Annotated in this window: 12 protein-coding genes; 4 read left to right on the top strand and 8 right to left on the bottom strand. The window is 71.3% G+C overall.

What is annotated here, in order from left to right:
- Positions 1-78: 78 nt before the first annotated feature.
- The gene (locus J2S57_RS33910; RefSeq protein ID WP_307250450.1) at positions 79-999 is read left to right on the top strand and encodes a LysR family transcriptional regulator; all 921 of its coding nucleotides are present in this window, start codon (positions 79-81) and stop codon (positions 997-999) included.
- Here the strand turns inward: J2S57_RS33910 and J2S57_RS33905 are convergent.
- Together J2S57_RS33905 and J2S57_RS33900 are read right to left on the bottom strand one after the other, a co-directional pair.
- A complete protein-coding gene (locus tag J2S57_RS33905; protein ID WP_307250448.1) occupies positions 981-1985 on the bottom strand; it encodes a 1-aminocyclopropane-1-carboxylate deaminase in 1005 nt (334 codons plus the stop codon). The two genes, J2S57_RS33910 and J2S57_RS33905, sit on opposite strands and share 19 nt — an antisense overlap.
- An 8-nt stretch (positions 1986-1993) precedes the next feature.
- Complete coding sequence (locus J2S57_RS33900; RefSeq protein WP_307250447.1) at positions 1994-2635, bottom strand: GntR family transcriptional regulator; 642 nt, start codon at positions 2633-2635, stop codon at positions 1994-1996.
- A 313-nt stretch (positions 2636-2948) separates the two neighbouring features.
- On the opposite strand from J2S57_RS33900, the gene J2S57_RS33895 reads away from it, so the two are divergent.
- The 3 genes from J2S57_RS33895 to J2S57_RS33885 all read left to right on the top strand — a co-directional run bounded on the left by J2S57_RS33895 (position 2949) and on the right by J2S57_RS33885 (position 6408).
- Entirely contained in the window at positions 2949-3815 is an 867-nt protein-coding gene (locus J2S57_RS33895; protein WP_307250445.1) for an NAD-dependent epimerase/dehydratase family protein, read from the top strand.
- A 125-nt stretch (positions 3816-3940) separates the two neighbouring features.
- A complete protein-coding gene (locus J2S57_RS33890) occupies positions 3941-5197 on the top strand; it encodes a serine hydrolase domain-containing protein (protein WP_307250443.1) in 1257 nt (418 codons plus the stop codon).
- 254 nt (positions 5198-5451) lie between these two features.
- Positions 5452-6408 carry an AraC family transcriptional regulator gene (locus tag J2S57_RS33885; RefSeq protein WP_307250441.1) on the top strand — a complete coding sequence of 319 codons (957 nt, stop codon included), beginning with the start codon at positions 5452-5454 and terminating at the stop codon, positions 6406-6408.
- Between the two features lie 164 nt (positions 6409-6572).
- Here J2S57_RS33885 and J2S57_RS33880 read toward each other — a convergent pair whose 3' ends face one another.
- The 6 genes from J2S57_RS33880 to J2S57_RS33855 form a co-directional block, all read right to left on the bottom strand.
- Complete coding sequence (locus J2S57_RS33880; protein WP_307250439.1) at positions 6573-7301, bottom strand: GNAT family N-acetyltransferase; 729 nt, start codon at positions 7299-7301, stop codon at positions 6573-6575.
- Between the two features lie 173 nt (positions 7302-7474).
- On the bottom strand, positions 7475-7588 hold the full coding sequence (locus J2S57_RS33875; RefSeq protein ID WP_307250437.1) for a SapB/AmfS family lanthipeptide: 114 nt from the start codon (positions 7586-7588) through the stop codon (positions 7475-7477).
- Between the two features lie 10 nt (positions 7589-7598).
- On the bottom strand, positions 7599-10280 hold the full coding sequence (lanKC, locus tag J2S57_RS33870) for a class III lanthionine synthetase LanKC (protein WP_307251157.1): 2682 nt from the start codon (positions 10278-10280) through the stop codon (positions 7599-7601).
- 86 nt (positions 10281-10366) lie between these two features.
- On the bottom strand, positions 10367-10759 hold the full coding sequence (locus tag J2S57_RS33865; protein ID WP_307250434.1) for a DUF6281 family protein: 393 nt from the start codon (positions 10757-10759) through the stop codon (positions 10367-10369).
- A gap of 578 nt (positions 10760-11337) precedes the next feature.
- Entirely contained in the window at positions 11338-12651 is a 1314-nt protein-coding gene (locus J2S57_RS33860) for a HupE/UreJ family protein (RefSeq protein ID WP_307250433.1), read from the bottom strand.
- Complete coding sequence (locus tag J2S57_RS33855; RefSeq protein WP_307250431.1) at positions 12651-13955, bottom strand: DUF3500 domain-containing protein; 1305 nt, start codon at positions 13953-13955, stop codon at positions 12651-12653. The genes J2S57_RS33860 and J2S57_RS33855 overlap by 1 nt, the downstream gene beginning before the upstream one ends.
- Positions 13956-13980: the final 25 nt, after the last annotated feature.

The following is a 13980-nucleotide window of genomic DNA, read 5'->3' as shown; positions in this document are numbered from 1 at the left end:
CCGAGTCTCACGCTTCCGGCCTCATGCCACCAGCGACTGTTCGGAACCTCAGGTATTCCGGAGCGGCATAATGGAGCCATGGACCTGCCCCCGCACCTGCTGCGCGCGCTGCTGGCGGTGCTCGACACCGGCTCGTTCACCGCCGCCTCCGAACGTCTCGGGTTCACCCAGTCCGCGTTGTCCAAGCAGATCGCCGCGCTCGAGAGCGTCACCGGCGCAACGATGTTCGTTCGCGGTCCGCGGGGCACCGAGCCGTCCGAGGCGGCCCACCGGCTGGCCGCCCGCGCCGCCGTGATCCTCGACCAGCTCGACGCCGCCCGCCGCGAGCTCGACCAGCTGGCGGCCCCGGTGAGCGGACGGGTCGCGCTGGGCGGGTTCCCGACCACGGCGATGTGGCTGGTGCCGCAGGCCGTCGCCCGGGTGCGGGCGGAGCACCCGTCGGTGACCGTCGACTTCCTGGAATCGTCCACGCCCGTGCAGATCCGGCGCCTGCGCGCGGGCCGGCTCGACCTGGCGATCCTCGCCCTCGGGGCCGACCTGCCCGACTACGACCTGACCGGGGTCGAGACCGAGCCCCTGCCCTCGGGCGGCGCGCTGGTGGCCGTCGGCCGTCGCCATCCGCTGGCCCGGTCCCGTTCGGTGACGGTGGACGCGCTGGCCTGCGAGGACTGGATCGCCGGTCGCGGGGGCCGTGGCGAACCCCAGTTCGGGGCCTGGCCCACGCTCCGGAACCCGCACGTGGTGGCCGAACTCGCGGACTGGTCGACCCGTCTGGGCTTCGTGGCGGCCGGCATCGGGATCACCACCGTGCCGGCGCTGGCGGCCCGCTCACTACCCGGCGACGTGGTCGCCCTCGAGGTCGACGACCCGGCCCGCGAACCCCGCGCGATGTTCCTGGCCCACGTCGGCGCCCTGTCCGGCCCCTTGGCAGTGGTGCGCGCAGCGCTGCGGCAGGAGGCGGCGGACCTGGCCGGGCGGGGTCAGAAGATGCCCGAGTAGGCGTTCAGCGCCGGCTGCCCGCCGAGGTGGGCGTAGAGCACCGTGGAGTCGGCGGGGATGTCGCCGTCGCGCACCAGGTCGATCAGGCCGGCCATGGACTTTCCCTCGTAGACCGGGTCGATGATCATGCCCTCGAGCGAGCCGGTGAGGCGGATGGCGTCGATCGTGGAGGCGACCGGGATGCCGTAGAGGTCGCCGGCCCAGCCCTCGAGCACGGTGATCTCGTCGTCGCGCAGCTCGCGCTTCAGCCCGATCAGGCCGGCCGTGTGCCGGGCGATGCGCTCGACCTGGGCGCGGGTCTTCTCCAGGGTGGCGGAGGCGTCGATGCCGATCACGCGGCGCGGGCGCTCCTGCTGGGCGAAGCCGGCGATCATGCCCGCGTGCGTGGAACCGGTGACGGTGCAGACCACGATCGTGTCGAAGAAGACGCCGAGTTCCCGCTCCTGCTGCTCGACCTCGCGGGCCCAGTTCGCGAAACCCAACCCGCCGAGGTGGTGTTCGGACGCCCCGGCCGGGATGCCGTAGGGCGTGCCACCGGCGGCGCGGACCTCTTCGAGCGCCTGCTCCCAGGAGTCGCGGATGCCGATGTCGAAACCGGCCGGGTCGAGCTGCACGTGCGCGCCCATGATCCGCGACAGCAGGATGTTGCCGACCTTGTCGTTGACCGCGTCCGGCCAGTCGACCCACTTCTCCTGCACCAGGCGGGCCTTGAGGCCGAGCTTGGCGGCGACCGCGGCCACCTGACGGGTGTGGTTGGACTGGTAGCCGCCGATCGAGACCAGGGTGTCGGCGCCGGCGGCGAGGGCATCGGGGACGATGTACTCGAGTTTGCGGGTCTTGTTGCCGCCGTAGGCCAGACCGGAGTTGCAGTCCTCGCGCTTGGCCCAGATCGAGGCGCCGCCCAGGTGCTGGGTCAGGCGCTCCAGCGGGTGCACCGGGCTGGGGCCGAAGAGCAGCGGGTAGCGGTCGAAGTCGTCGAGGGACATCAGGTCTCCTAGGGCTTCAGGGTGAGCCAGTTGGCGCGCACGAGCGCCGCGGCGCCGTCCGCGTCGCCGGCCTGGGTGAGCTCGATGATCGACGAGTGCTGGGCGACCGACGACCGCCCGCTCAGCGAGGCGAAACGCACCCGCTCCATGCGCCGCAGCAGCGGCGTCACGTCGTCGAGGATGCCGGCCAGGCGCCGGTTGGCCGCCAGATCGACGAACACGTGGTGGAAGGCGTCGTCGGCGGCGATCGCCGCGTCCACGTCGCCGCTGCCCAGGGCGTGCGCGAACTGCGCGTTCGCCGCCGCCATCAGCTCCCGGTGGCTCTCACCGCTCAGGGGCACGGCCTCACGCGCGGCGAGCTCGTGCATGCTCGCCGCCACCGCCTGCGCCTCCACGGCCGCGCGCACGTCGAGCGGCGCGACCAGGGTGCGGCTGCCGGGCCGGATCTGCACCAGGCCGGTGCGTTCCAGCTGGGTCAGGGCCTCACGCACCGGGGTGCGGCTGACGCCGAGCCAGGCGCACAGCTCGGCGTCGACCAGGCGCTCGCCCGGCTCGAGGGTGCCGTCGACGATGGCTGCCCGCAGGGCGTGCAGCGCCCGGTCGCGCAGCAGCTCCCGCGGGGGAGCGGCGTTCGTGGTGGGGACCGGCATGCGGTAGACAGTATGCGAAATATTGCATGACGCATAGAGCCGGATCTCATCACTCACCCCGGAGGCGGCGCTCCCGGCCGGGCAGGCGCTCGACCTGGCCCGGGCAACCGGGAGCCGGACCGGGACGGGGTCGCGGAGCTGGTCGAGACGTCGCACCGGGCGATGGCCGACCAGCGTCAGCTGCGGGCGCTCGAGAGGGCTGACGGGTTCGGTCCATGGCGTTCTCCTGATGGTGGACGTGGTGGTCGCGTTCGACAGGGGGCGCCCGGTGGCGTTGGGTGAGGGGTGAACTCATCGATGAGGAGGCGTGTTCATGGCACGAGTCGTGGTGACCGGTGGTGCGGGCAAGCTGGGCCGGGTGGTGGTGGCGGATCTGGCCGCGCACGGGTGGGACGTGGTGGTGTTCGACCGGGTCCGGCCGCCGAGCCTGGCGGAGGGCGTCGTGTTCGTGCCGATCGACCTCACCGACCACGGCCAGGTGCTCGACGCGATGCTGGGGGTGGAGGAGCGCTTCGACCGGGTGGACGCGCTGGTGCACCTGGCGGCGGTTCCGGCGCCCGGGGTCATGGGTGATCACGCCACGTTCGCGAACAACATGAACGTCAGCCACACCGTGGTCTCGGCGGCGCGGCGGGCCGGGGTGAAGAACATCGTGTGGGCCTCCAGCGAGACCGTTCTCGGTCTGCCCTTCAGCGAGCCACCGCCCTACGTGCCGGTCGACGAGAACTACACCCCGCGTCCGTCCAGCACCTATTCGCTGGTCAAGACGCTGGAGGAGGAGATGGCCCGGCAGCTGTGCCGCTGGGACCCGGAGCTGAAGATGATCGGGCTGCGCTTCTCGAACGTGATGGCACCGGCCGACTACGACGACTTCCCCTCGTACGACGAGGATCCCGCCCTGCGGCGCTGGAACCTGTGGGGCTACATCGACGCCCGTGACGGTGCGCAGGCGGTGCGCAGGGCCCTGGCCCACGAGGCGACCGGGGCCGATGTCTTCATCATCGCGAACGCGGACACCGTGATGTCGCGGCCCAACCGGGAGCTGCTGGCCCAGGAGTTCCCCTCGGTCGAGGTGCGTGGTGAGGTGGGGGAGAACGACACGCTGCTCTCGATCGAGAAGGCCCGCCGGGTGCTGGGTTACGAGCCTGAGCACAGCTGGCGTTCGCGCCGTGCCGTCTAGGACAGGGCCCAGGTCTCATCCGGTCGGGTAGTGCCTGCACTACCTGACCGGGTGCAGGTGGCCCCCGTCCGGCTCGGCAGTGGGCAGGAGTGAACGGCGGGCGTGATGTCGGCAGGCTCTTCCCCATGACGACAACGACTGCCGCACCGACCGTCCGGGCCCGCCGCACGCAGGCGCTGGTCATCGCCTCCGCCGTGCTGGCCGGGTCCGGCGTGGTCGCCGGCGCAGGCACCGCGTCCGCCCACGCCGCACAGAGTCCTGACGACGTCACGATGCGCGAGGTGTCGAAGCACGTCCTCGGCACCGGCGCCCCCGGCTACCTGGCCCGCATCGACAACGGCCGCCGCGTGTCCACCACCACCGCCGGGCTGGCCGACATCAGCACCGGCCGCAAGCTCCGGGCCGGCGACCAGTTCGAGATCGGCAGCAACACCAAGACGTTCATGTCCACGCTGACGCTGCAGTTGGTCGACCAGGGCAGGGTCGGGCTCGACCAGCCGGTGCAGAAGTACCTGCCGGGGGTGGTGCCGAACGGCGCGAACATCACCGTGCGGATGCTGCTCAACCACACCAGCGGCCTGTTCAGCTACACCGGCGACGAAGCGTTCTTCGCCCGGCTCACCAGCGAGCCGGAGCACGTGTTCACCGAGCAGGAGCTGCTCGACGTGGCGTTCTCGCACGACCCGGACTTCGCCCCCGGCACCAGCTGGAACTACTCGAACACGAACTACACGCTGATCGGCCTGATCCTGCAGAAGCAGACCGGCAAGAGCCTGGCGCAGCTGGTGCAGCAGCGGATCGTGGCCCCGCTCGGGCTGCGGCACACCTACTTCGCCGACCCGTACGCCACGAACACGGGCAAGGGCTACGCCCACGGCTATGCGGTGGGCTTCACCGGCGAGCGGCCGACCTACACCGACACCTCGGCCTGGCCGATCGGCGGCTGGGGCGGTGCGGCCGGTGCCGTGGTGTCCGACGCCGACGACACCGCGACGTTCTTCTCCGCCGTGCTGAGCGGAAAGCTGTTCTCGCAGAAGCAGCTCAACCAGATGAAGCAGACGGTGGACGTGCCGGCGGACTACCCGATCCGCGGCGGCTACGGTCTGGGGATCTTCGAGATCGAGTCGGCCTGCGGTCCGGTGTGGGGCCACGGTGGCGACACCCTGGGCCACCACAGCACGGCCATCGCCACCGCCGACGGGCGGCGCACCGCCGTCAGCGACACCACGGCCGAGCCCGGCGACACCACGGAGACCGACGGGGCCACCCGCTTCGCCCAGGTCGCGTTCGCCGCGCAGGACGTGACCGCCTGCCGGATGCTCGGCAAGCCGGTCCCGCAGACCGTCGCCGACGCGCTGCGCGGGTTGACCCCCGCGTCCTGAAGCGGACGAGGTGCTGCCGAGCCGCACTGTCCCGGCGGAGGGGGTTCCGGACAGTGCGGCTCAGCAGGTTCACACCCGCCCAGGGGGTGCGCGGGTACTTCCTTGGTACCCGCCCGAATCGCCTCCTATCCAGCCGCGGCTCCCGGACCTTCGCTTTCGGATTCCCTCTTTCGTCATCTGTCCGTAGTTGTAGGGTGACTCTTCGTCAGGACGAGGCGGGGGGAGCGTCTGTGGCGGCGGCAGAGGACGGGCCCGTGCGGACATCGTCGGTGGTCACCGACCGGCCGGAGGTGGCGGGCCAGCTCATCGGGCGGATCTTCGCCCGCACCCGGCTCGACCTGGACGCGGTCGACGAGGACTTCCAGTTCCGCGTCGTGCGGGCCGAGGCCGGGGAACTGGCCTGCGGCGTGCAGCGCTGGGGCTTCACCGGCCGCTCGGTGTCCGAGCCGCTCGCCACGTTCGCGACGGTGCTGGTCAGTGACGGCTCGATGAGCCAGGCCCGGGCCGGCCGGCCCGACGTCCGGCTCGGCCCGGGCGAGGTCTGGCGCAGTGACACGGCCCAGGCCACCCGGGCCACCTGGACCCCGAACTCCACGTTCACCACGCTGCACCTGCCGCTGGCGAGCATCGCCGAGGCGGCGGCCGCCCTGACCGACTCGGCGGGCACCGGCGTCCGGTTCCTCGACAACGTCCCGGTCGACGACGCGTCCTCCCGCTACTGGGCCCAGCTCATGCGCATGACCTGGGCCGAGGCCTCGGCCGCCCGCTCAGGCCTGGCCAGCCCCCTGGTGCGGGCCCACCTGGTGCGCACCCTCACCACGGCCGCCCTGAGCGTGTTCCCCAACAGCATCATGACCAGCCACTACCAGCCCGGCGGCGGGCACGCCGGCCCCGCGACCCTGCGCCGCGCGGTGGCCCACATGCAGGCGCACGCCGCCGAGCCGCTGACCCTGGCCCAGATCGCCGGGGCGGCCGGCATCAGCGCCCGGGCCCTGCAGATCGCGTTCGCCCGGCACCACGGCTGCACCCCGATGGCATACCTGCGCAGCACTCGCCTCGACCGGGCCCACCGTGACCTCGAGGCCGCCGACCCGGCCTTCGACACCGTGGCCGATGTGGCCCGGCGCTGGGGGTTCACCCATCCGGGCCGGTTCGCGGTGGTCTACCGGCAGCGGTTCGGGGTGCATCCCCGTCAGACCCTGGCCCGGTGAGGGCTGGGGTGTTCGGCCCATTGCCGCCCGTCCTGGTTGTACGCCGAGCTACCTCGTGATTACTGTCGGGTCATGAGCGCAGACACTGGGTGGTTGACGCTTAACCTGCTCGACGGTTCGCATCGCGAGTACGTGGCGACCCCGGAGATGCTGGACCTGACCCGTCAGGTCGCCGACGGCTGCCTGTCGGCCGACGACTGGTTCGCGAGAATCGAGTCCCTGCTGATCTTCTCGGGGCAGACCCCGCCCGGCTGGTTCTGCGACTGAGACCGGCCCGGCCCGGGCGGTGCGGCCGGTCTGGCCGGTCTGGCCGGTCTGGTCAGGGCGAACGAGGTGACACCCGGCAGATCGTGGATCGGGGCGACCTCCGCGAAGCCGTACCGACCGTAGAGGCGGGCACTCGCCGTGGTCGTCGCCTGCAGCGCCGCAGGCGTCGGAGCCTGGTCGATCAGGCCGAGCCGGTGCCTCAGCAGCGCCGAGCCGATGCCCTGCCCGCGATGTCCGGGATCGGCGGCGATGTCGTGCAGGTACCAGTGCGGCTCGCTCGGCCGCAGATTCCGCACGGTGAGGTCATGGCGCAGAGCCCGGCCGATGCAACCGGGCAGATGGGCCGTGAACCGGTCCCACCAGTGGGCCGGGGTTCGGTGGCGCGGTGCTTCGTAGCTGAGAGCGCCGATGATCCGGCCGGTTTCGGGGTCGGTCGCCACGTCGAGCGTGCGGACGCCGCCGCGGAGCAGCTCGGCGCGCATCACCCGCCGGATCGTGCGGGTGCGTCGGTCGGCGCGTGGGGCCAGAGCGGCCCAGACCGGGTCGTGTTCGTAGGCGCGGGCGAAGAGGTCGGCGACCTCACGTGCCTCGGTGATCGTTGCGGCGCGGATGTGCGGCGTGATCATGTCTCACTCGACTCCGGCAGCGCTGGTCGCGCAGGGGTCCGGAGTTCCTCGTGCCATCAGGCTACCGACCAGATGGTCGGCTAAGCAATCCGGATGGTCGGCTCGTGGGTGGTGGGCGTGATCGCGAACCGGGGCGGCGCCCTGCTCGCGATCACGCCCGGACCCGCGTCAGGTCATCCGCACAGCAGGAGGCTCGCGGTGCTGGGCTGGCCGCAGAGGTTGAGCAGGCTCAGATCCTCGGGCTGCTCGTCGGGTGTGAGGGTCTGAAGGTCGAGAATCTGGTTCATCGTGGTCCTCTCAGGTGCTGGGCGTGGGTTCGGGCTGGTGTGATCTGAGGTCCAGGGCTCCTTCCGGTGGACGAACGGTGCCGGTTCCCGGGAAGAGGCCCGGTATCGGGGGTGTGGGGGCGGGCGCCGTGCCGTGCACCACGTGGGCGTAGGCGTCGAGGGCGGTGAGAACGCCGGCCGAGCCGCTGGCCCAGTCGGTCGAGGCCCGCAGGATCTGCTCGCCGGGAAAGTGGAGGCCGGTGCCGTGCACCAGGGCGTAGAGGCCGAGGTCGCGGGTGTGCCGGATCAGGTCGGCGCGGCTGACCGCGTCGGCGAACGGGGAACGCTGCACGGCGGTGAGGAAGAGCACGAACCCGGCGCGGCCGTTGAGAAGACCCGACTGAGCGGTGTATCCGGCCCGCGTCACCCGGATCACCCGGCGCACGGCCCGGCGCAGGTCTTCGTCGTCGAGGTGCTCGAGCAGGCGCATCGCGACCAGCGCCACGCCGATCGAGCCGGAGCCGAGATACGGCAGGGAGCGGCGGTCTTCGTCGAGCTGCAGCGAGCCGTCCGGACGTTCTGTGCAGGCGGACAGGTCGACGGCGAGCGCGCGGCGGGCCCGGTCGAGATCCTCGGCCTGATGGTAGGTCTCGTAGCAGCGCAGCCAGAACAGGGCCGCGCCGGTCGCACCGCGCAGCAGGCCGCCCCGGTCCCGGGCCGCCCGCGTCACACCCTTGACCGAGCGGATGTGGCGGCCGAGTTCACCGGTGCGATCGCGCAGCACCCGGCGGATCTCGGTGATCGCGGCGCCGTCCGGGTCCTCGTCGAGCCGGTCGAGGCCGATGCCCACCAGGCCGCCGTACAGGTCGCCCGGGAGCTGCTCGAAGGGCAGGCGCTCGATCTCCGCGGTGAGCCGGGCGGCCTCGTCGACCCGGCCGAACCGGCTGAAGGTGCGGGCGATCCCGGTGATGCCGTCGAGCAGACCCGGCTGGGTGCGAGGCGCCCGGTGCAGGGCGGCGCTCACCCAGTCGAGCACGGCGTCGGCCCGGTGTGAGCTCTCGCCGGGCTCGTGCAGCGCCGGCAGGACGCCGCACGCGCCGTGGGCGATCGAGAGTGCGTCGTGGGTGAACTGGCGGACGTCGCCGGGGAACACGCGATCGGCCCGGCTCAGGTCGAGGCTCTCGTGAAGGCCGCGCACGATGGCCGTTCTCAGTTGCTGCACCCCGTCGGCGGTGTCGACCGGCCAGGTCCGGGCCAGTTCCTCGGCCTGCTGCGTTCTTTCGCCGGCGGGTGCGCCGCCGGTCCGAGGTGCCTCGAGACGGGCGAGGACCTCGGCCCCGAAACCGATGTCGAGCCCGAACCGGCGCACGGCCTCGTCGATCAGGCGCCGGGCCGTGCGGTGGTCCAGGGCCAGCAGCGGGGTGAGCGGGATGAACAGCGCGATCTTCAGGCAGGCCAGCGAGTACAGGTCGGCGGCCACGCCGGTGCGCCCGTCCGGAGGGGTGAACCCGGGGGCTCCACCCGCGGACGGCGCGGGGGCGTCCTGTGCGTACGACAACTCCAGATCGACGAAACGCACGGTGCCGTCCGGGGTCACGAGCACGTTGCCCGGGTGCAGATCGCCGTGCACCTGACCGTGCTCGTGCACGGCCCGTATCCCGGCCTCGATCTGTTCCAGCACCCCGAGGGCCCAGGCGCGGTACTCGTCGCGGTCGTGCGTGCTCGCCCCGGCCCGGACCATCGGGTGACGGGCCGCGATCTCCCGGTTCAGCGAACGTCCCCCGACGTGTTCCAGCACCAGGAAATGGTGACCCGAGTGCTCGAACCCGCCCAGCACACCCACGATCGAAGGCACGCCCCGCAGCCGCTCGAGCTGCTCACGTTCGCACTGCAGTCGCTCCACCGCGTCACGGCCGTCGGGAGAGAGCCCCGCGTGCGGACGGGCCTCCTTCAGCACCACCGTCGCCGCATCGCGCAGTCGCTCGGCCAGGTACACGCCCCCACCGTTGCTGAAGTGCAGCGCCTCGCGCACCCGGTAGCCGAAAGCCTCGCTGTCGTCGGCATTCAGGCGCTCGCGGGCCGTGGTGACGAACGCCGGTAGTGGCACCCAGGCGGGCGGTGCGAAGGACGGGGTGCGGCGGTCGGGCACGAGTTCACCGTCGGGACGCCGGATCGCGGGCACCAGCTGATCGTGCTCGTCACGTACGTCCAGCGCCCGGAAACCGCCGTACCGCAGGTAGACCGGCCCCTGGTTCCAGCGCAGGTCGCTGAGCACGTAGGGTCCGTCCATCCCGCCGACCAGCGCGTCGAGATCGTTCAGTACCTCTGCGCAGGCCTGCTCGGTGGCCGGATAGACGGTGACGAACTTGCCGCTCGTGCCCCGGTCGGCGTACTTCAGGTTGATGCGCAGCAGGTCGGTGCGGGTGGCCCGGTACTTGAACGGTACCCGCTGCCGCCCGCAGTGTCCGGAGACGAGATCCAGCACGCACTGGGCATTCTCGAGGGTGGCCGAGACGTGCACCTTCCAGCCTTGTTCGGGCAGTTCGAGGTCGCGGGGGAACACGCCGTGCCAGCCGTCGCGGGTGTTCTGCTCCCAGCCGGCCCAGTCCACGTTCTGCGCGATGCGGTAATCGGTGGTGGCGGGGTGGGTGCGGTCGGTGCGGAGCCGGTCGTAGAAGAAGGGGTCGGCCTGGATGAACTCGACGTAGCGCATGTCCACGTGGACCCCCTCGCGTTCGTGCCGTGTGCGGGACGTCCATCACCGTAGGGACTACCGAAAAGTACCGCCGGTCGAGAGCTTCAGACGCCGGTATCGGCCTGCAGGCTGGACCAGACATCGGCGGGCATCTCGTCCTTCCCGACGGAAAGACGGCGTCCCTCGGGCTCCGCGTCCGCGCCCACGATCTGGGCGTAGACCACATGGCGCGGGTCGAATCCCTCGACCCGGAAGATCTCCACGTCGCCGGGCGAGGGATCGCCGGGGGCCGGCTCGCTCCCACCGGTGTCGTTGCAGGCCGGCATCTGGTGCACGCCCAGGCTCGCGCCGACCAGATCCGGGTCGATCCGCTGCTCCCCGGTGTAGATCCGGCCCTCGTACTCCACCGCGAACGCGCACGAGGCCGAGCTCCCGGTCGTGCCCGCGCAGGCGGTGAGCAGCAGGACGGGCGCGAGGAGGAAGACGTGTCTCAGCACGCTGGCACCTTTCGTGTTCCGTGGCCCGGTCGGGGTCGGCAGAATGTGGGACGCGGCGGCGCCCCCACCGGTTCCCGACCGCCGGTACCGGCTCGGTGTCGCCGGTCCCAGCTCCCGGTGCCCGGCGCTGGCTCCGCCCCGTGAGTCCGGGGCGTGGATTCCCGACCCTGCTCCGACCCTGCTCCGACCCTGCTCCGACCCTGCTCCGACCCTGTCGCGCCCTCTGCCCCGGGTTGCCGGCCTTCGGTCCTGGTCCCGGCTCCGGCCCCGGCTCCCGGCCTCGGTTGCTGCCCTGATCCTTGTTCCATCACCGGCCCCATCACCGGCCCCATCACCGGCCCCATCACCGGCCCCATCACCGGCCCCATCACCGGCCCCATCACCGGCCCCGGAGCAGAAACACCCCCTATACCCATTGGGTATAGGGGGTGTTTCTGCTCGTCGCCGCTCAAAGGTGAGGAGAGGCTGGTGAGGTGACGGGCGCGTCCTTAAGCCCTGAAGGTGAGAGGTCTGGTGGGGTGACGGGCGCGTCCTCGAGCCCCGAAGGTGAGAGGTCTGGTGGGGTGACCGGTGCGTCCTCAAGCCTGTTGCTGTGCCACCGCGCGGCGTCGCGACAGATGTGACGCGGCAGCGAGGACGGCCAGGCCACCCGCGACCCACCAGCCCTGGGTACCCAGGAGGTCGGCGGTGCGGGCCACGGCGTTGCCGATGCCGATGCGATCGATGAGCCAGCCGGTGGCAGCGACGCCGGCGACCGCGGCGCCGCTCATCTGGACGGGGCGGTACCAGGACGTGCGGCTCAGCACGATCAGCGACGGCAGCATCACGGCGACCACCAGCAGCTGCATCGCCTCGATGCCCAGGTTGAACCCGAGCAGGCTGAGCACCAGCCGGCCCGTGGTCAGGTTCATCTCGGCCAGGGTGAATGAGAAGGCCATGCCGTGGATGAGTCCGAAACCGGCTGCCACCAGCGCTTCCCGGCCCGGGAAGAGCGGGCGTACGGCGTTGAGCGCACCGATCAGGATGCTCACCGCGATGAGCGCCTCGATCGGCTGGGCCGGGATCTCGACGCGGGTCAGCGCGCTGATCGCCAGCGTGGCCGAGTGTCCTATCGTGAAAGCCAGCGTGATACGGGCTGTCCGGGCCAGGGCGGTGCTGGGTGGGGCCGCACCCGACCAGCGACCCGCCGACGCCAGCACCGGCGCGGGCAGCAGGAGCACGAGCAGGAACAGCAGGTGGTCGGTGCCCTCGAGAATGTGGTGGGCGCCGAGGCTGACCATGCCGGTGAAACCGATCCAGGCCGAGGTGTCGTCCAGGTCGATCGTGAGCGGTGCGACAGTCATGGTCGTCGCGTCGATGCTGACGGTGGCGACCTCGCGCGCCTGGTCGTCACCAGCGTCCTTCGCCGTCACCAGCACGGTGTGCGTGGCGACCTGGTGGATCACGGGGTCGAGGCGGAACGTGAACTGTCGCAGGCTCTCCCCGGCCGCCGGGGTGAGCTCGGCCCGGGCGGTGATCTCGCGGTAGGTGCCGCTGCCGGTCTGCTCGGCCTCGCTCAGCGCGACCGTGCCGACGGCGACGGTCCAGGGGGTTCCGGTGGTGCTGACCGGCTGGACGTGCTCGGCCAGATAGTTTTTCAGGTCGCCGGCCTGCCCGGTCAGCACCGCGTCGGCGTCGTCACCGGTCAGGTCGATGCCGCTGGCCAGGGCCAGGTCGTTCACGGGGATCTGGAGGTCGGCGGTGATCGAGCTGTCACCGACGTCGAGCGCCACGATCGAGCGGGGCATGGGGTGGGCCGAGGCCGGCTGGGTGCTCGTCAGCACCAGGCTGCTCACGAGAGCGACGAGGCCCAGCAGGCCGCCGGCGAGAACGCGTACGAGGGACCGGCTCATCAGGAGGAGAACTCACCGCCGTAGTCGCGGGTGTGGTCGCGCCAGACGGTGTGGTAATGGATCTGGTCGCTGATCACGACGCCGTTCTGGCAGACGAACTCGATCCACACACTCGGGCCGTCGATGCGCAGATAGTTGGCGTGCGCGGTCATCTCGACGCCGCCCGACCAGCCGACGTAGGTCTCGTCGAGCTCGTCCTCGTAGGTCTTCGTCATGGCCTCGGCGGTGTCGTCGTCGGCCACGCCGACCCACTGTTTCATGGCCGTGAGCACCAGTTGCTTCTGCTCGTCGCTGAGCTCGCTCACCGGGATGCCCTGCTTGGTCGCGGGGAAGTTTCCGTCCTCACCGGGGCCGAGCAGCACGTCGCTGAAGGACTGGCCGAGCTTGGCCGTCTTCTTCTGCGCGGCGGTCAGGCTGGTGCCGAGCGCGGCCACGGCCTGCTGCATCGCCTCGAGTGGTGCGTATTCGGTGCCGTCGTCGTCGGTCCACGTAGTGGGCTCGACGCCGACGAAATACGGGCTGGCGCCGGACACCTCGCCGTTCTTGTACGTGAAGTTGACCGCGAGATGGTGGCCGCCGAAGTGCAGCATCCAGGTGCCGTCGGTGCTGGGCGTTCCGAGCAGGGCCAGGTCGTACAGTCCGTTGCCGTAACCCCCGAGACCGCCACCCGCACCCCCGGAGCCTCCCGCTGCGTCCCTGCTCGGCATCGCCCCACCACTCGGCATCGTGCCGCCACTGGGCATGCCGCCGCCCGGTGCGCCGCTGGGCATCACCCCACCGCTGGGCATGTCGGTGGGCATGCCGCTCGGCATCGCGTCACCATTCGTGCCCCCGTTGCTGCCCGGGCCGCCGCCCTCACCGCTCTCCTGCAACGCGTTCAGCTCGTCGTCGGCCGCCCACAGGTCCTCGACCCGGGCGTAACCGGTGTCGCCACTGCCGAGCGCGGTCTGCAGCAGGGTCTTGGCCAGGGCGAGCTGGCTGTCCTCGAGGTCGGCGAACGCCAAACCACCCCGGCAGCTCTGGCCGCAGGGCAGATTCGACCAGGCCTGCGCGTTCTCAGCGGTCATGTCGACGAGCGCGGTGGTCTTCTGGTCATCGGTGAGCGAGGCCGAGAATGCCTCGGCCGCCGCGACGACCGAGGCCACGTCGTGCTTCGTGACGGCCGCGGTGGCGGCCTCGCTCGTGGAAGCCGTGCTCCCCGAGCTGGATCCGCTGCAGGCCGTGGTCAGCACCACGGCGGAGGCGATCAGGGCGCCGGCCAGGCGTCGGGGAAATGGTTGGTGTGCGGATAGTTTCGTCTTCACGTAAGAGTCCTGGGTCGGGGCGGTT

This window comes from Kineosporia succinea (genome assembly GCF_030811555.1).
Lineage (GTDB): Bacteria > Actinomycetota > Actinomycetes > Actinomycetales > Kineosporiaceae > Kineosporia > Kineosporia succinea.
The sequence above is the reverse complement of the archived record's forward strand: the minus strand, read 5'-3'. Positions and strand labels throughout refer to the sequence as shown.

Bases quoted from the DNA above. Each gene is read 5' to 3' on its own strand.
- J2S57_RS33890 (WP_307250443.1), top strand. From the start codon at position 3,941: ATGACGACAACGACTGCCGCACCGACCGTCCGGGCCCGCCGCACGCAG.
- J2S57_RS33880 (WP_307250439.1), bottom strand. From the start codon at position 7,301: ATGATCACGCCGCACATCCGCGCCGCAACGATCACCGAGGCACGTGAG.
- lanKC (WP_307251157.1), bottom strand. From the start codon at position 10,280: ATGCGCTACGTCGAGTTCATCCAGGCCGACCCCTTCTTCTACGACCGG.
- J2S57_RS33910 (WP_307250450.1), top strand. From the start codon at position 79: ATGGACCTGCCCCCGCACCTGCTGCGCGCGCTGCTGGCGGTGCTCGAC.
- J2S57_RS33895 (WP_307250445.1), top strand. From the start codon at position 2,949: ATGGCACGAGTCGTGGTGACCGGTGGTGCGGGCAAGCTGGGCCGGGTG.
- J2S57_RS33900 (WP_307250447.1), bottom strand. From the start codon at position 2,635: ATGCCGGTCCCCACCACGAACGCCGCTCCCCCGCGGGAGCTGCTGCGC.
- J2S57_RS33860 (WP_307250433.1), bottom strand. From the start codon at position 12,651: ATGAGCCGGTCCCTCGTACGCGTTCTCGCCGGCGGCCTGCTGGGCCTC.
- J2S57_RS33905 (WP_307250448.1), bottom strand. From the start codon at position 1,985: ATGTCCCTCGACGACTTCGACCGCTACCCGCTGCTCTTCGGCCCCAGC.
- J2S57_RS33875 (WP_307250437.1), bottom strand. From the start codon at position 7,588: ATGAACCAGATTCTCGACCTTCAGACCCTCACACCCGACGAGCAGCCC.